This is a genomic window from Streptomyces sp. NPDC007907 (genome assembly GCF_042959365.1).
GTDB lineage: Bacteria > Actinomycetota > Actinomycetes > Streptomycetales > Streptomycetaceae > Streptomyces > Streptomyces indiaensis.
This window is the reverse complement of the sequence record NZ_JBIBKR010000006.1, coordinates 107,137-123,362: the sequence shown is the minus strand read 5'-3', so window position 1 is coordinate 123,362 and position 16,226 is coordinate 107,137. Positions and strand designations below refer to the sequence as shown.

Annotated in this window: 12 protein-coding genes, 1 tRNA gene and 1 pseudogene; 5 read left to right on the top strand and 9 right to left on the bottom strand. The window is 72.6% G+C overall.

Annotated elements, in window-relative coordinates; genetic code table 11:
- Window positions 1-9: 9 nt before the first annotated feature.
- The 3 genes from glmU to ACFZDI_RS24990 all read right to left on the bottom strand — a co-directional run bounded on the left by glmU (window position 10) and on the right by ACFZDI_RS24990 (window position 2,540).
- On the bottom strand, window positions 10-1,458 hold the full coding sequence (gene glmU, locus ACFZDI_RS25000; RefSeq protein ID WP_391253370.1) for a bifunctional UDP-N-acetylglucosamine diphosphorylase/glucosamine-1-phosphate N-acetyltransferase GlmU: 1,449 nt from the start codon (window positions 1,456-1,458) through the stop codon (window positions 10-12).
- Between the two features lie 122 nt (window positions 1,459-1,580).
- Window positions 1,581-1,652 (bottom strand) — tRNA-Gln (locus tag ACFZDI_RS24995).
- 12 nt (window positions 1,653-1,664) lie between these two features.
- Window positions 1,665-2,540, bottom strand: coding sequence for a hypothetical protein (locus tag ACFZDI_RS24990; protein WP_391253368.1), 876 nt, complete (start codon window positions 2,538-2,540; stop codon window positions 1,665-1,667).
- A 168-nt stretch (window positions 2,541-2,708) separates the two neighbouring features.
- Between ACFZDI_RS24990 and ACFZDI_RS24985 the strand changes: the two genes are divergently transcribed.
- Window positions 2,709-4,040 carry a histidine kinase gene (locus ACFZDI_RS24985; protein WP_391253366.1) on the top strand — a complete coding sequence of 444 codons (1,332 nt, stop codon included), beginning with the start codon at window positions 2,709-2,711 and terminating at the stop codon, window positions 4,038-4,040.
- A 79-nt stretch (window positions 4,041-4,119) separates the two neighbouring features.
- Here ACFZDI_RS24985 and ACFZDI_RS24980 read toward each other — a convergent pair whose 3' ends face one another.
- Entirely contained in the window at window positions 4,120-4,614 is a 495-nt protein-coding gene (locus ACFZDI_RS24980; protein ID WP_234851000.1) for an SUKH-3 domain-containing protein, read from the bottom strand.
- A 93-nt stretch (window positions 4,615-4,707) separates the two neighbouring features.
- Window positions 4,708-5,340, bottom strand: a complete 633-nt coding sequence (locus ACFZDI_RS24975; RefSeq protein WP_344367954.1) for a YwqJ-related putative deaminase — start codon at window positions 5,338-5,340, stop codon at window positions 4,708-4,710.
- Window positions 5,341-5,714: 374 nt separating this feature from the next.
- Between ACFZDI_RS24975 and ACFZDI_RS24970 the strand changes: the two genes are divergently transcribed.
- From ACFZDI_RS24970 to ACFZDI_RS24955, 4 genes and pseudogenes are all read left to right on the top strand, one after another.
- Window positions 5,715-6,719 (top strand): SMI1/KNR4 family protein, encoded by a 1,005-nt coding sequence (locus tag ACFZDI_RS24970; protein WP_234850943.1) that lies wholly within the window; start codon window positions 5,715-5,717, stop codon window positions 6,717-6,719.
- Window positions 6,720-6,727: 8 nt separating this feature from the next.
- Window positions 6,728-9,646, top strand: a complete 2,919-nt coding sequence (locus tag ACFZDI_RS24965) for an SUKH-4 family immunity protein (protein ID WP_391253364.1) — start codon at window positions 6,728-6,730, stop codon at window positions 9,644-9,646.
- Between the two features lie 191 nt (window positions 9,647-9,837).
- Window positions 9,838-9,984, top strand: a pseudogene (locus ACFZDI_RS24960) (carboxymuconolactone decarboxylase family protein); the annotation flags it as partial.
- Between the two features lie 122 nt (window positions 9,985-10,106).
- Window positions 10,107-10,994, top strand: coding sequence for a cellulose-binding protein (locus tag ACFZDI_RS24955; protein WP_391253362.1), 888 nt, complete (start codon window positions 10,107-10,109; stop codon window positions 10,992-10,994).
- A 390-nt stretch (window positions 10,995-11,384) separates the two neighbouring features.
- Here ACFZDI_RS24955 and ACFZDI_RS24950 read toward each other — a convergent pair whose 3' ends face one another.
- From ACFZDI_RS24950 to ACFZDI_RS24935, 4 genes are all read right to left on the bottom strand, one after another.
- A complete protein-coding gene (locus ACFZDI_RS24950) occupies window positions 11,385-12,998 on the bottom strand; it encodes a cation acetate symporter (protein WP_234850122.1) in 1,614 nt (537 codons plus the stop codon).
- Entirely contained in the window at window positions 12,995-13,444 is a 450-nt protein-coding gene (locus ACFZDI_RS24945) for a DUF485 domain-containing protein (protein WP_234850121.1), read from the bottom strand. Before ACFZDI_RS24945 ends, ACFZDI_RS24950 begins: the two co-directional genes overlap by 4 nt.
- 319 nt (window positions 13,445-13,763) lie before the next feature.
- On the bottom strand, window positions 13,764-14,273 hold the full coding sequence (locus ACFZDI_RS24940) for a GNAT family N-acetyltransferase (RefSeq protein WP_391253360.1): 510 nt from the start codon (window positions 14,271-14,273) through the stop codon (window positions 13,764-13,766).
- 20 nt (window positions 14,274-14,293) lie between these two features.
- Window positions 14,294-15,787: an MFS transporter gene (locus tag ACFZDI_RS24935; protein WP_234850119.1), complete on the bottom strand. Its 1,494-nt coding sequence runs from the start codon at window positions 15,785-15,787 to the stop codon at window positions 14,294-14,296.
- Window positions 15,788-16,226: the final 439 nt, after the last annotated feature.

The following is a 16,226-nucleotide window of genomic DNA, read 5'->3' as shown; positions in this document are numbered from 1 at the left end:
GGTTTCCGGTCAGCCCTCACCGGCCGACTCCCGGGAAGCCGCCTCCGCCGCCTTCGCGGCCGCGCTCCCCGGACGCTTACGAGCCACCCAACCCTCGATATTCCGCTGCTGACCACGGGCCACGGCCAACGAACCCGCCGGCACATCCTTCGTGATCACGGACCCCGCGGCGGTGTACGCACCGTCCCCCACCGTGACAGGCGCCACAAACATGTTGTCCGAGCCCGTGCGGCAATGCGAACCGATGGTGGTGTGGTGCTTCTCCTGCCCGTCGTAGTTCACGAACACGCTCGCGGCACCGATGTTCGTCTGGTCACCGATCGTCGCGTCCCCCACGTACGACAGGTGAGGCACCTTCGTCCCCTCACCGATCGACGCGTTCTTCGTCTCCACGTACGTCCCGATCTTGCCCTTCGCACCCAGCCGCGTCCCCGGCCGCAGGTACGCGTACGGACCCACCGTCGCCTCCGCGCCCACCTCGGCACCCGACGCCACCGTGTTGTCCACCCGCGCACCCGCACCCACCCGGGTGTCCGTCAGCCGGCAGTTCGGCCCGACCTCGGCACCCTCCGCCAGATGCGTGCTGCCCTGCAGCTGCGTACCCGGATGGACCACGACGTCCTGCTCGAACGTCACGGTCACATCGATGAAGGTCGTCGCCGGATCGATCACGGTCACACCGGCCAGCATCGCCTCGGTCAGCAGCCGGTCGTTGAGGATCCGCCGCGCCTCCGACAGCTGCACACGGTTGTTGATCCCGGCGATCTCACGGTGGTCACCGGCCACCGACGCCCCCACCCGGTGCCCCGCCTCACGCAGGATCCCGAGCACGTCCGTCAGGTACTCCTCGCCCTGGCTGTTGTCCGTCCGCACCTTCTTCAGCGCGTCCGCCAGCAGCTGACCGTCGAACGCGAACACACCCGAGTTGATCTCACGGATCGACCGCTGGGCGTCGGTGGCGTCCTTGTGCTCGACGATGGCCCTGACGGCCCCCGTGGCGTCGTCACGGACGATCCGCCCGTACCCCGTCGCGTCCGGCACCTCGGCGGTCAGCACGGTGACCGCGTTGCCGTCGGCGGAGTGCGTCTCGGCGAGGGCCCGCAGGGTCGCCCCGGTCAGCAGGGGAGTGTCCCCGCACACGACCACGACGGTCCCGTCCACGGACCCGCCCAGCTCCTCCAGACCCATCCGCACGGCGTGCCCGGTGCCGTTCTGCTCCGCCTGTACGGCGGTACGGACGTCCGGGGCGATCTCACCGAGATGCGAGGTGACCTTCTCACGGGCGTGGCCGACCACGACGACCAGATGCTCGGGCTGCAGCTCGCCGGCGGAGGCGAGGACGTGGCCCACGAGACTGCGGCCGCAGAGCTCGTGCAGGACCTTGGGTGTGGCCGACTTCATACGGGTGCCCTCACCCGCTGCGAGAACGACGACGGCTGCCGGGCGGTTGGCGCTCACGGGATGCCCTTCGGCTGTGGATGGGGTGGGGTGACATCCGCAGGATACCGGGGGGTTTTGTGGGGGGCATGGGTGCGGGTCCCGACTGCAGTCATGCCAGTCAGGACCCGAACCGAGCTTTGCTCCGCCGCCAGGACTCGAACCCGGACTGAGGACACCAAAAGACCCAGTGCTGCCACTTACACCACGGCGGATAGCAAGCCCAGTCAGACAGCCGTTCGCGGAGTGCGCGACTGAGCCTCCCCTACTATGCCCCACCACCAGCCTTCGATGCGACGGTATAGGTCTGCTCCGCCTCGTACGTCTACACGGAGACAGCCGTGGTAGCTCTCCCCATTGTTCTTCCGGTTCGTGCTCGGATTGTGCTTCTCGAGCGTGGTCTTGAGGAGCGCGGCTCGGTCGATACCCACGTGGTCGGCCCAGAACTGCTCGACAGCCGCGACATCGGCGCTCTCGTGGACGTGCACGGCGAACCTCAGGCGCTCCGGCTCGACGCCCAATAGGTTGAGCCAGGCCAGGAAGACCGTGATCATGCCAGGGTCGCTGTTCACAAAGATCACGCGTTCTTGCCGACGGTACGGCTTGCTTTTCGCGCCCTCGGCCCAATATAGGCCCACGCCGACCAGGAACAGTTCGCGATCGGTGATGTGCTCGATCTCGCGCGTTGCCACTTCCCTGATTCGCCGGCGCTCCTCCTCGCGTAGCCGCAACTTGGCTTCCCAGCCCCGCTTCGCGATCGCCGAAGCTTCCTCCCGGGTCCGCTGCCGCCGCTCCGGCTTCGGCAGATCCCGCACCCACAGCGAGATCGAACTCTTCGAGCACCCCAGCTCCATCTGGATCCGGTCGTACGTCCAGCCCTGGAGGCGGAGCTCCCTCGCCTTCTCCCTCAGGTCGTCCTTCGCGTTCGGGCGCTTCGTCCAGGCCGGTGGCGGTTCGCCTTCCAGCAGTCGGTTGAGGATGTCGTTGTTGTCGACGTGCAGCCGGTCTCGGATCTGACGGCGGCTGAGGCCGGCGCGGCGCAGTGTCACCGCCTTCTCCCGCAGCCCCTCGAAGTCGGAGTACTTGCCCGGTGCATGTGTCATACGCATACCGTCCGGGCGGAATCGAGGGCTCCGGGGTCGAACGGTGCGCGATTCAGCAGTTCGAGGGATATCGGGTGGTATCGCGGCCGAACGGTCACGGAGTGTGGTGTAGGCCAGTCCGGGAAATGCGACGGAAAACCGATGGGGGCCGCCCGTAGGCTGGGAGGCATGACCGCGACGGGGGAAGACCATGTGACGGCCCGGGGAGGGCCGTGGTGGTGGGCCAGGCGGCGTAGTGCCGTGCTCGATGTGAGCCTGGCCGTGGTGTCCGCGCTGGAGTGCGCCCTGGAGGGGATCCCGTTCGCGCGGGATGCCGGGATCCCGGTGGCGGCGGGGGTCGTCTTCGGGTTGTTGGCCGGTTCCGTGCTGCTCGTGCGGCGCCGCTGGCCGATCGCCGTGGTGCTGGTGTCGATCGCCATCACGCCCGCCGAGATGGGCTTCCTGATGGGCGTCGTCGGCCTGTACACGCTGGCCGCTGCCGAGCTGCCCCGGCGGATCATCGGCTCGCTGGCGGGGATGTCCCTGGTGGGGACGTTGATCGTGACGTTCGTGAAGACGCAGCAGGACATGTCCCGGGGGGATCTGGAGATAGGGGACTGGTTCGTCCCCTTCGCCGCGATCACGATGTCGCTGGGCTTCACGGCGCCGCCGGTGCTGCTGGGGCTGTACGTGGGGGCGCGGCGGCGGTTGATGGAGAGTCTGCGGGAGCGGGCGGACAGTCTGGAGCGGGAGCTTCAGTTGCTGGCGGAGCGGGCGGAGGAGCGGGCCGAGTGGGCCCGGAACGAGGAGCGGACGCGGATCGCGCGGGAGATGCACGACGTGGTCGCGCATCGGGTGAGTCTGATGGTGGTGCATGCCGCCGCGTTGCAGGCGGTGGCCCGGAAGGATCCGGAGAAGGCCGTCAAGAACGCCGCGTTGGTGGGGGACATGGGGCGGCAGGCGCTGACGGAGCTGCGGGAGATGCTCGGGGTGCTGCGCAGTGGTGGGGACGGCCCGCCGCGTGAGCCGTCGGTGTCGACGTCGCCCGCTGTGCCGGCGTCGGCGTCGGTGCCGTTGGCGGCGGTGGGGGTGGCGGCTGCTGCGGCGGCTTCGCGGGTGGCGGATGACGAGGGGCCGTGTCTGGCGGAGATCGAGGAGCTGGTGGGGCAGTCGGCTGCGGCGGGGATGGTGGTGGCGTTGTCGGTGGAGGGGGACGTGCGGTCGTACGCGCCGTTGGTGGAGCAGACGGCGTACCGGGTGGTGCAGGAGGCGTTGACGAACGTCCACAAGCACGCGGCCGGGGCGAAGACGTATGTGCGGTTGGCGCACCGGGTGTCGGAGATCGCGATGCAGGTGGAGAACGAGCCGCCTGAGGAGGCGGCGTCGTCGGCGCGGTTGCCGTCCGGGGGGAACGGGCTGGTGGGGATGAGGGAGCGGGTGTCGGCGCTGGGCGGGGTGTTCGTGTCGGGGCCGACGGACGCCGGGGGTTTCCGGGTGTCGGCGGTGATTCCGGCGTCGTAGCCGGTTCGGAGCGGTGACCGGCCGGGGTGGGGCGGCGACCGGCCGGTGGTCGGGTGTGGTCGGGTGTGGTCGGGCGGGGTCAGCCGGCGGTGAGGCGGACGGGTTCGGTGCCGGCGATGAGGGTGGCGAGGGCCTGGTCGATGTCGTGGCCGAGGTACCAGTCGCCGGTGTGGTCGAGGGTGTAGACGCGGCCGTCGGTGTCGATGGCGAGGAGGGCCTGGCTGTCGGTCTCGGCGCCGAGGGAGCAGACGTCGGTGCCGAGGGCGCGGCCGAGGTCGCCGAGGGTGCGGGCCATGTGGAGGCCGTGGAGCGGGTCGAGGTGGAGGGTGGCGGGGGCGACCTGGCGGCCGGGGCCCGTGGGTGTGATGTGGAGTCCGCCGAATTCGGCCCAGGCTTCGACGGCTGCGGGGAAGACGGTGTGGCGGTGGCCCGCGGGGGAGGTGTGGTCGCGCAGGGCGTCGGCCCAGATCTCGGCTTGTTTGATGTCCCAGCGTCCGGGTTGCCAGCCGGCGGCGCGCAGGGCGGCGTCGACGGGTACGGCGAAGCGGGTGGTCGAGGTGCGGTCGGTGTGCATCTGCCCTTCGTCTCGTCGAGGTCATGGGGTGGCGGCGGGTGCGCGCGGGCGCACGCCGGGTGTCTGGTGGTGCGGTGTGGGGGTGGGGAGGCGTCAGGTGTTCTGGGACGCCGGATCGACTATGCGGACGCCGAAGTGGGCGCTGAGCGCGGTGCAGGCGCGGCAGGGGGTGGCGAAGCTGCCGTGGAGGGGGTCGCCGTCCTCGCGGATGCGTCGGGTGGTGAGTTTGGCCTGCTTGAGGGCTTTGCGCGCTTCGCCGTTGGTCATGGGTTTGCGCGCGGCGCGTTTGCTGCGTGCGGTGTCGGCGGCGGCGATGTGCCGGGAGATGAGGATCGTTTCGGCGCAGCGGCCGGTGTAGCGGTCGCGCTGGGCACTGGGGAGGGTGTCGAGGAAGTCCTGGACGAGGGGGTGCAGGGTGGGGGGTGTGTCGCCGCGGGCGGCGGTGCCGGTGAGGGTGGCGCCGCGGACGGAGAGGGCGGCGGCGATGGTGGGGAGGATGCCGTCGCGGCGGTGCAGGAGGGCGGGGGCGTGGGCGGCTTCGGTGGTGCTCCAGCCGATGCGGGGGTCACCGGTGCGGGGGTCGGCGTGGTGCGGGTTCCTGCTGCGGGGGTCGCCGATGCGCGGGTGGCCGGCTGCGGGGCCGGTGTCGTGGCTGCCGCCGGTGGGGTCGCCGTTTCGTGGGTCGGCGGACCTGCCGGTGTGTGGCCCCGTCTGCGTCGCGTTCATGATCGTCTTCCCCTCCGTGCATCCCCCCGGGGGTCACAGACTGCCAAATGCCGTGGCTTGTGCGGAAGCTGGGGCGCGGCGACACGCCCGTAGCGGGTTGTGTCGTCACGGTGGGGTGACGCCTGGTCACGGAAGCGGAGGGGGTGCCGACCGGTGCCGGTGACCGGTGTCGTCGCACCGCATAGGCTGTCGGCACCGCGGGCGATGCGGTGATCCGTTCGGAGATCGATGCCGTGAACCGGAGGGAGATCCTTCGGGTCGGCGCGTGCGGTGAAGTGCAGTGAAGTCGAAACAGACGTGACAGTCGATACGGTTCGTAGTGCGCCAAGGGTGGTCAATACGGGTCGTACAGAGTGCCGCAGGGGGCAACCGCCATGACGACAGGTCGGCTCGGGCAGCAAGCCGCGCCGCCGAACGCGGCCTACGCCGGGCAGGTCGTGCATTTCCCGGATCCGGTGCGGGCGGCCCGTCACCCGAGAGGGGTACGGGTCGACGAGCGTGGTTACCCCGACTTCTCGGCGTACGCCCGGGCGGCCGCGGAGATCGCGGAGCCGCCGGAGGGTTTCGGTGTCGACGAGTTGCGGCTGACGGACTACGTGTCGGCGAACACGGCGTTGTCGGCGTCCGGGCACGAGTTGTGGGACACGGTGCCGGCGGTGGCGACGCCGCACGGCTGGACGTGGCACCACGTGGTGGGCACGCGGCGGCTGGAGCTGGTCCCGGTCGAGGTGAAGGCGCTGCTGCGGCATCACGGGGGTGTGGCGACGTCGGGCGTGGACCATGCCAAGCGCGGCACGCGGCCGTTGCAGGAGACGCGTCCGGCGCACTTCGGGCTGCCGAAGTCGGGGGTCGCGGTGACCGAGTCGCAGGTGCAGGGTGTCGAGGAGGACCTCGGCTACCGGCTGCCGGGTGCGTACCGGTCGTTCCTGAAGGCGGCGGGCGGTTGTGCGCCGGTGGGGGCCGCGTTGGACGCGGAGTTGGGGCTGCTGGTCGATCAGCCGTTCTTCACGGTGCGGGACGAGGCGGCGGTCAACGACCTCGTCTACGTCAACAAGTGTCTGCGTGACCATCTGACCAAGGACTATCTGGGGATCGCGTTCGTCCAGGGCGGGTTGCTGGCCGTGAAGGTGAAGGGCGAGCGGATCGGCTCGGTGTGGTTCTGCGCGTACGACGACGCGCGGGACGCGGACCCCTCGGTGCCGCCGGCGGAGCGGGTGGAGCGGTTGCTGCTGCCGTGCGGTGACGACTTCGACGTCTTTCTGTCGCGGTTGGCGGGCAATCCGCCGGAGTTGGAGACGGTGGCGAACCTGATGGTGGACGGTGGGTTCGCGCGTGTGGTGCCGGTGGGTGCGGTGTCGTCCTCGGCAGTGGGGGAGTGAGGTCGGCGATGGTGACCTTCGCGCAGGCGCAGGAGCGCGCGGAAGAGTGGATCAACGGGGACGTGCCGTCGTACCAGCATCGTGAGGTGCGGGTGCGGGAGTTCGATCTCGGGTTCGTGGTGTGGGCCGAGGACCGGGCGGACGGGCCGCGGTCGGACGGTGGTGCGCAGCGGCTGGTGATCGCGCGGGACAGCGGCGAGGCGACGCTGTGGCCGGGGTTGCCGGTGGGTGAGGTGATCCGCCGGTACGAGGAGGAGTACGGCCGTCCGGACGCGGCGGACGAGCCGGCTCCGGCGGCGCCCGCCGCCCGGGTGGATCTGAATCAGACGTCGTTCCTGCTGACTCCGCCGGAGTGGTTGCAGGACGCGGCGGACAAGCTGGGGATTCCTGACCGGCGGGGTGCGGGCGCCGGGGCCGGGGCTCAGGAGGCTTCTGCTGCCGGCTCTTCGGGTCCTGCTGACGGGGCCGGTACTGGTTCCGGTGCGGCGGTCGGCGGGGTCTCGGCCGGTGGCGGGGACGCGCAGCGTGCGCCTGCGGCGTCGGGCAGTGGGACGTCGTGGCCGGCGGCCGGCGGCGACTCCGGGGCCGACGCGGGTGCTCCCGGGTCTCCGGGCGCGCCGGGTGTGCCGGAGGGGGCGACGCCCTGGGCCGGTACGGACACCACCGCGGACGCGGGCGAGGACCGTTCCGTGCCGCTGCCGGCGACGGTCTTCGCGCCGCCGCTGAGTGAGGACGACGGCGACGCTCCGCCGCGTTCCACGATGCCCGAGGCCAAGACGACGCTGATGTCGGGCGGCAGCGGGCTTCCGCCGACGGCGCTGTCGCCGGCGGTGGACGACCCGAACGCGCAGGGCTCGGGGGCGGCGCCCGCCCCTGGAGGCGCCGGTCACGGCGGGCCGGGGAGTCCGGCGGGCCCGGCGGGCGCTCCGCCCGTGCCGGGGACGCCGCCCGGGGGTGTGCCGCAGGGCAGTACCCCGCCGCCCGTGCCCGGTGGGCAGCCGTACGGGTATCCGCAGCCGCCGGGCAGCACGCCGCCGCCGGCCGCCGCGCCGCAGCCGCCGGCCGGGCCGGGGGCCGCTCGGAACGCCGGGGACATCGCCGACGCCGCGACCAGCAAGGCCGCTCCGCCGCCCGGGCGGCGGGGGACGGGCCCCTCCACTCCGCCTCCTCCGGGCGCCCCGGGGACGCCCGGTGCCCAGCGGGGCGGTACGCCCCCGCCGTCGGGGCCCGGGGCGCCGGGTACTCCCGCGGGCGGATACGTGCCCACGCAGATGGTGTCGGCGCTCGGGCCGGACGGTCCGGGCCCGGCCGGGGACTCCTCGGGAGCGGGCGCGCCGCTGCCGCCGCCGGGTGCTCCGGGGGCTCCGCAGGCAGGCCCGGGTGTTCCCGGCGGCCCCGGGGTGCCGCCGTCCGGTGCGCCGAACCAGCCCGGTCCTCCGGGCGCGCCGCAGCCTCCGGGTGCCCCGGGCGGTACGCCGCCCGGCGGTGTCCACCACGCCGCCACGATGCTCGCCGACCCCGGTCGCATGGGCCCGGGCGCCCCGCAGCCGCCGGGTCCTCCGGGTGCGCCCGGTGCGCCCCAGCCGCAGGGTGCGCCTGGCCCGGGCGCTCCCCACGCGCCAGGCGCGCCGGGGGGTCCGCGCCCTCCTGGTGCCCCGGGTGCTCCCGGCGGTCCCGGTCCCGTGCACCACGCGGAGACCGTGCTGGCCGCGCCCCCGGCGGGCGGCCCCGGCGTGCCCCCGCCGCCGCAGGCCCCCGGTGCACCCCCCGGCGCCCCTGGTACGCCCGGTGCGCAGCCGATGCCGCCCGGGATGGCGCCCGGGATGCCGGGAGCGGTGCCTCCCGGTGTGCCGCCGGGCGCGATGCCGCCGGGTGCCGTGCCCCCCGGTGCGGTGCCGCCGCCCGGTCCCGGGCAGCCTCCGGCGTACGGCTATCCGCAGCAGCCCACCGGGCAGCCGACCGTCGGCCCGGGCTACCAGGCCGTGCTGCGCTACCGCGCGCAGGACGGTTCCGAGCAGCAGCTGATCCGGCGTTCGGCGCCGGGCACGCCGCACCCGGAGTGGCAGATCTTCCATGAGCTGCGGGTCCTGAACGTGCCCCCGGACCAGGTGCTGGAGCTGCACACCGAGCTGGAGTCGTGCGAGCTGCCGGGTGCGTACTGCGCACGGATGATCCGGGAGCAGTGGCCGCAGGCGCGCATCACGAGTATCGCGCCGTACGGCACGGACCACGCGAGCCGGCAGCAGGGCATGCAGCAGCTGCTGGCCCACCAGGGCGAGTTGCACCAGGTCGCGGACGGCCCGGCGCGTCCGGCTCCGGTGCGTGCCCCGCTGCCGCCGGTGCAGGCGGCTCCGCCGATTCCGCCGGAGGCCATCGGGCAGGAGCTGGGCGCGGCGTTCGGGCCGGGCGTGTTCCGGTTCGAGCAGGCCGCCGTGTCGCGGCAGGGTGTGCCGCCGATCGTGGCGCACACGCTGGTGGCGGCCGGACTGCCGATGGACATGGGCCCGTTCTTCTGGGCGCAGGCCCAGCCGGGGCGGCCCGTTCCGACGCTGGCGGAGCTGGCGGCCGAGCGGGGTGTGCAGCCGGCCTCGGACGCGGGCTCCTACCTGGTGATGGGCAGCGACTTCGGCAAGGCGATCTGCGTGCAGTACGGCACGGCGAACATCGTGGCCGTGCCGGTGGAGGCCGGGCCGGGCGGGGCGCCGGTGCCGCCGCAGTTCGTGAACACCGGGCTGCCGGAATTCGCCCGCTGCCTCGCCCTGCTGGGGCGGATGTGGCGGCTGCGGTTCGGGCTGAACCAGGAGCAGGCGGGCCGCTGGACCGTCGACTTCCAGGCCCAGCTCGCCGCGCTCGACCCGGCGGCGCTGGGATCGCCGGAGAGCTGGTGGTCGGTCCTGCTGGAGCAGATGTGGGACGGGCTGCTGTGATGCGTCGCCGCTGAGGCGGTGCCGCCGACGTGCCTCGGGGAGCCGGGTCCGGTCGTTCGCGCGACCGGGCCCGGCTCTTTCGTGCCCGCGTGAGGAACCTGCGCGCCGGGCTGTCACATCTCCGCCCGCCGTTCCGTCAGTGCAGGGACAGCGAAGCACCGCGGACCCAGAAGGCAGATCTTGCAGGCAACGCGCCCTTCTTCTCGGACGCCGAGCGCGCCGCGCTGAAGCTGACCGAGGCGATGACGAGGCTGTCCGACCTCTCAGGGGAGCCGGTGCCGGACGCGCTGTGGGCCGAGGTGGCCGCCCACTTCGACGAGAGGGAACTCTCTGCTCTCCGGGCCCGTGACCCGCGTGCGGAGTGTCGCGTTATGCACACTTCCGTCTGATCCACCAAGATGTGCGCGAAACCATCCCATTTCTAGCGCGACTTCACGTTCTGTGGTGGAGAGGGGTCCGGATGAGCGGCGCGACGGTGTCCCCGCACGGTTTCACGGCCGTGCGGGGACGCGGCTACCGTCCCGAGCAGGTCGACCAGTACGCCGAGACCCTCTGCGCGGACCGGGACGCCGCCTGGGAGAGGGCGGCCCGGCTGACGGTGCTCGCCCGGCGGATGGATGAGGAACTGGGGCGGCTGCGCGAGGCCGTGGCCCGGCTGGCCCCGCAGACGTACGAGACCCTCGGGGAACGGGCGCAGCAGCTCTTCGCACTCGGCGAGGAGGAGGCCGCCGCCGTACGGGAGGGGGCGTGCCGGGAGGCGCGGCACCTCGTCGACGGGGCGCGGGCGTCCGCGGCCGAGGTGCGCGAGTCCGCCCGGGCGCAGGCCGATGCCGTGCGCGCCGACGCCGACGAGCGGGCCCGGCAGCGGCTGCTCGCCGCCCAGGCCGAGGCCGACGAGATCCGGGGCGCGGCCCGGCGCGAGGCGCAGGAGGAGCGGGGCGAGGCCCTGGCCGCGTTGCGGGAGATGCGGCAGCGCACCTCCGGGATGCTGGCCGAGCAGGACAAGGAGCGCGCCGAGCGGTGGGCGCGGACGGAGCGGGAGGAGACCGCCCGGGGGGCGGAGCTCGACGCGCGTGACGAGGTGGCGCTGTCGGGCGCCCAGGACGCGCTGTCCGAGGCGGAGCAGGCCCTCGCCGACGCGGGGGACTCTGCCCGCGAGGTGGAGGAGGAAGCCCGGGCCCGTGCGGCGGAACAGGTCGCCCGGGCCCACGAGCAGGTGGAAGCGGTCGAGAAGGAGACCGACCGCCTTCTCCGCGCACACACCGCACAACGCGACGAGACCCTCGCCCACATCGCCCACGTCCACGACAGCCTGACGGCGTGGGTGGGCCGGGTGGCGGCGGAGTGACACCGACGACCGCTTGAGGGGAAGGGGGGTGAGCGGGCGACCTCGCGGACAGCCGGCCGGCATGCCCCCCTGCCTCGGCCCGCCGCCCGAGGTGCCACCGGTCCGGGCCGCGCGCCTGGACCGAAGTCCGCGCCGCCCGGGGAGATGCCGCCGCCATCACCACCTCGGGCGGCGGGTGGCCGGACCGGTCGGAGGCGGACGTGCCGCCGCCGTCACCACCGCCGCCGTCACCACCGCGGGCGACAGGCGGCCGGGTCGGTCCAGGTGGGACGTGCCTCCGTCGTCACCGTCGGGAGCGGGGGCCAGGTAGGTCGAGCCGTTGGCCGGTTCAGGCCCGTCCGCCCCCGCTCGGCGGCACGGCGGATCGTGGCGGTCGCCGTGCCGTCCGGGTCAGTGGTCCCTGCGTGCCGCTCCCGCCAGGATCCAGCCCTCCACCGCCTCGTACTGGTGGCGTTGTTCCTCCGACTTCCGCCGGCCGGACGCGACCGTGCCCAGCCAGCCGCAGGCGAAGCCCAGAGGGATGGAGAGCAGGCCCGTGGTGGTGAACGGGAACCAGTTGAAGTCGGCCTCGGGGAAGGCCGAGACGGGTGAGCCGGAGACCAGGTTGGTGCCCGGCATCAGCAGCAGGACGGCAAGGGAGCCGCCGATGAGGGTGCTGAGCAGGCCCGTTCGCGTGTAGCGGCGCCAGAACAGGCTGTAGACCAGCGCGGGCGCGATGGCCGAGGCCCCCAGGCAGAAGGACAGCGTCACCAGCGGCTGCAGGCTGCGGTGCTGGACCTGGGTGGCCAGGAGGACCGCGGGGAGGCCCACGGCCAGGGCCGACAGCCGCGCCACCGTCATCTCGCGGCGCGGTGACATCTCCTGCACCCGGGCCGCGAACACGTCGTGCGCCAGGGAGTTGGCGCAGGCCAGGATCATTCCGGCGACGGAGGCGAGCAGCGTGAGGAAGACCGCCGTCGTGATGGTCGTGAACAGGAACGTCTCCGCCGACGACACGTCCGCGCCGAACGCCGCCTGCGAGCCCAGCAGGTACGCCGTGTTGCCCTGCGGGTCGACCTGCGCGATCAGTTCCCGCCCGACCAGCGCGGTCGCTCCGAACCCGACGACCGTGATGACGAGCACGAACAGGGCCACACCCGACACCGCCCAGGACATCGAGCGGCGCACCTGCCGGGCACTGGAGGCCGTGTACATGCGCATGGTGACGTGCGGCAGGACGCCGCCCCCGAGGACGACCGTCAGCTGTGCGGTGATCATGTCCAGTTCGGGGCTGGGGCCGCCGGCGAACTGCAGGCCCGAGGAGAGGAACGCCGAGCCCACGCCGCTGTTCCGGGCGGCGGCGCCGAACAGCGCTCCCGGGTCCCAGTCGAACCGGTTCAGGATCAGCACCGCGACGACCATGCCGGAGCCGAGCAGCATCACGATCTTCAGGATCTGGATGAGGGCGGTGCCCTTCATCCCGCCGATCGCCGCGTAGCTGATCATCAGCACGCCCACGCCGATGATGCAGCCGGTCTGCAGGGACTCGCCGGAGAAGCCGAGGATGAACGCCATCAGCTGCCCGGTCCCCGCCAACTGCACCAGCATCAGCGGCAGCAGCGCCGCCAGGGTCACCGCGCAGGCCGCGATGCGGACACCGCGTCCCGGCATCCGGCGGGTCAGCGCGTCGCCCATGGTGAACCGGCCCGCGTTGCGCAGTGGTTCGGCCAGCAGAAACATCATGAGCATCAGCGACAGTGCCGTGCTCAGCGCCAGCACGACACCGTCGTAGCCGAACAGCGCGATGACGCCGCCGGTGCCGAGGACGGTCGCGGCGGAGATGTAGTCGCCGGCGATCGCCAGGCCGTTGCGCATGGGCGACAGGGAGCTGTAGCCGGTGTAGAACTCGTCCAGGTCGTCCCGGTCCGGGCCCGTCATCACGCACAGCAGCAGCGTGACCGTGGCGACGGCGGAGAAGCCGACCAGGGACATCGTCTGGGCGTTACCGCTGAAATCGGTGGTCACCGGGTGCCCTCCCGCTTCGCGTCCAGCTCGGCATGCCGGCGTATGCGGTCCGCGATCGGGTCGACGCGGTGGCGGGCCGTCTGCTCGTACAGGGCGATCGCCAGCCAGGTCACGGGGACCTGGAGGAGCGCGAGCAGCAGTCCGGTGGGCAGGCCGTCGGTGACGCTGCTCGTCATGAACGACGGTGCGAACGCCGACAGGATCAGGAAGAGGACGAAGTAGCCGAGGGCGGTGAGCGTGGCCACGCGCCGCTGCCAGCGGTAGGCGCTGCGCAGGAGCCGCAGGTCGCTGTGCTGCCCCAGCGCGGCGTGCCGCTGGGGACGCCGGCCGGCCGCTTCGGGCTCCTCCTGCGGTGCCCAGGGGTAGGTGTGGTACGTGTACGGGTCGTAGGACGCGGGTGGATCGGGTGGTCGGTACGGGTGGGGCGGGGACGAGTCGTAGGACATCCCGGTGCTCCTTGCGAGGGTTGTTTCCGGTGCGGCGGACCGCAGGGAGGTGGGGGGCGGGAGCCACGCACGCTACTTCGGGGCAGGGGTCCGGCGCGAGGGTTTGGACAAACTGATCGGTCGGTATCCACTTACCTTTCCGACCTCGGGTGTTACTCGCGTTGACTCGTTCTTCTCGCAGCTCGTGGCGTTTCGGGCGAGGTGGGTCGGCGTCACGGACACCGGCACTTCGGTGCCGTCGTCGGGCGCCGCCCGGAAGGCCGGTCGCCGACCGGTCCGGTGCGGTTCCGAACGGCCCGCACGCACACCGAAGTTGATGTCAGGGGCCGTCGGGGGATGCGTCGAGGAGCCGGCGCTCGTAGCGGACCCCCGGTCGTCCATCCACCGTCGTGTTCTCCACCCGTGTGAAGCCGCTGCGGGTCAGGACCCTCAGGGACGCCGCGTTGTCCAGTGTCGTGACCGCGGTCAGGGACGTCAGGCCGTAGTCGGTGACGGCCAGTCGGCACACCTGCGCGACCGCTGCCGTCGCCACGCCCCGGCCGGCGGCCCGCTGCCCGACGCGGTAGCCGAGTTCGGCGCTGCCGTCCACCAGGTCCATCAGATTCACGCGGCCGATCAGATCGCCGTCCTCCGCCAGGACCACGTGGAAGCGGCACACGCGCGCGTGCTGCTCGTCGAGGAGTGCCCGAAGGCGCGCGGCGAACCCCGCCGCCGTGAAGAAGGCGTCCCCGCGGTCCGGCACCGTGCGGGCGAACCAGGCCCGGTTCTCCCGCTCGAAGGCCAGCAGTGCCTCCGCGTGCTCCGCCCCCAGGGGCTCCAAGGTAACCATGGGCGCGACGATACGGACGTTCAGTCGTTCAGCACGGGGAATTTCCGGGGTGCGAGGAACAGCAGCACCAGGAACGCCAGGGCCGCCGCGCACGCCGCTCCCAGGTAGACCGCGTGCACCGCGTCGGCGATGGCCCGCCGGGTCGCCTCCGGCGCGCCGCCCGAGTCGAGCGCCCGCGTCACCGAGTCCAGGTCGCCCGCACCGCCGAGCCGTGCGGCCAGCACCCCGTTGGCGACCGCACCGAACACCGCCGCGCCGACCGTCTGGCCGGTCTGGCGGCAGAACAGCACGGACGCCGTCGTGGTGCCGCGCTCCGCCCATCCCACCGTCGACTGCACCCCGACGATGAGCGGCAGCTGGAACAGGCCCAGTGCGGCGCCGAGCAGCAGCATCAGCAGCGTCGGCTGCCACGCCTGCCCGGGGTAGGGCAGGAAGGGGAACGCGAAGAGGATCAGGGCGGCCGTGCCGATGCCCAGCATCGCCGTGTTGCGGAAGCCGATCCTGCGGTACACATGCTGGCTCAGGGCCGCCGACACCGGCCAGCTCAACGTCCACACGGACAGCACGAATCCGGCGGCCACGGGCGCGAGACCCAGCACCGACTGGGCGTACGTGGGCAGGAAGACCGACGGGGCGACCATCAGCAGACCCAGCGCGCCCAGGGCCAGGTTGACCGCGGCGATCGTACGGCGCCGCCACACCCAGCCCGGGATGATCGGGTCCGCGGCCCGGCGCTCCACCAGCACCACGACCGCCACCAGGGCGAGCCCCGCGCCGAACAGCGCCAGGGAGGGCGCCGACAGCCACGGCCACGCCACTCCGCCCTGCACCAGCGCCGTGAGCAGCACCCCGCCGCTGGCGAACACCGCGAGTGCGCCCGCCCAGTCCACGCGCGCGTGCCCGGAGGCCTGCCGCTCCGGCTCGTGCAGGTGACGGACGATCAGCCACAACGCGACCGCGCCGATCGGCAGATTGATCAGGAAGATCCACCGCCAGTCCGCGTACGCGGCGAGCACTCCGCCCAGGCCCGGCCCGGCGACCGCGGACACGGCCCACACCGTGGACAGCTTCGACTGGATCCTGGGCCGCTCCTTCAGCGGATACAGGTCCGCGGCGAGGGTCTGCACGGTCCCCTGGAGCGCGCCGCCGCCCAGCCCCTGCACGACCCGGAACGCGATGAGCGCCCCCATGTTCCAGGCCAGCGCGCACAGCAGGGACCCGAGCAGGAACAGCACCGAGCCCGCTATGAGCACCGGTTTGCGGCCGAAGGTGTCGGAGAGCCTGCCGTACACCGGCAGGGTGACGGTCACGGCCAGCAGATAGCCGGAGAACAGCCAGGAGAAGACGGAGAAGCCGCCGAGGTCCCCGACGATCTGCGGAACGGCGGTCGAGACGATGGTCGCGTCGAGCGCCGCCAGCGCCATCGACAGCATCAGCGCCGCGACGACGGCTCCGCGCCGGCCGGCCGTGGCGGAACGTGCGGCCTCGCGTGCCGTGGAACGGGTACTGCCCACCCCGGTGCCCTCCCCTCGGCCCCGGCCGCGCCCGCGCCATGGGTCCCGTCGTATGTCTGCCCCTTGCACCTACCTGCCGCGGACAGCTTCCCACTTGACCTTGACGCGGCGGGAGGGTGGAGCCTGAGTGGGCCGACGAGTGGAGCGAACCCTGAGACGGCCTCCACCCATCGATGGAGTGCCCCTAGGGGTACCTCCGTACTACGACCTGGGGAGGGTTCGTACCGACGGAGGACGAGACGGCGAGGGCGCCTTCCTTAACCTGGCTTTACGCCGCCGGGGGGGCGGTACGGACACCGGCGGGGGTGGGGTTTTCCACAGCAAAAGACTGCGCTGCACACCAGGGCGCGGGACCCCTCCCCACCGAGAGACTGACCCACGTCGGACGGATTCCTGATCCGGCACCGCACACGACGGCTGCCGATGGGGCGACCGTCTT

What these genes read in the sequence shown, in the direction of transcription:
- ACFZDI_RS24990 (WP_391253368.1), bottom strand. Translation starts at nt 2,540, where the DNA reads ATGACACATGCACCGGGCAAGTACTCCGACTTCGAGGGGCTGCGGGAG.
- ACFZDI_RS24985 (WP_391253366.1), top strand. Translation starts at nt 2,709, where the DNA reads ATGACCGCGACGGGGGAAGACCATGTGACGGCCCGGGGAGGGCCGTGG.
- ACFZDI_RS24980 (WP_234851000.1), bottom strand. Translation starts at nt 4,614, where the DNA reads ATGCACACCGACCGCACCTCGACCACCCGCTTCGCCGTACCCGTCGAC.
- ACFZDI_RS24975 (WP_344367954.1), bottom strand. Translation starts at nt 5,340, where the DNA reads ATGAACGCGACGCAGACGGGGCCACACACCGGCAGGTCCGCCGACCCA.
- ACFZDI_RS24970 (WP_234850943.1), top strand. Translation starts at nt 5,715, where the DNA reads ATGACGACAGGTCGGCTCGGGCAGCAAGCCGCGCCGCCGAACGCGGCC.
- ACFZDI_RS24965 (WP_391253364.1), top strand. Translation starts at nt 6,728, where the DNA reads ATGGTGACCTTCGCGCAGGCGCAGGAGCGCGCGGAAGAGTGGATCAAC.
- ACFZDI_RS24955 (WP_391253362.1), top strand. Translation starts at nt 10,107, where the DNA reads ATGAGCGGCGCGACGGTGTCCCCGCACGGTTTCACGGCCGTGCGGGGA.
- ACFZDI_RS24945 (WP_234850121.1), bottom strand. Translation starts at nt 13,444, where the DNA reads ATGTCCTACGACTCGTCCCCGCCCCACCCGTACCGACCACCCGATCCA.
- ACFZDI_RS24940 (WP_391253360.1), bottom strand. Translation starts at nt 14,273, where the DNA reads ATGGTTACCTTGGAGCCCCTGGGGGCGGAGCACGCGGAGGCACTGCTG.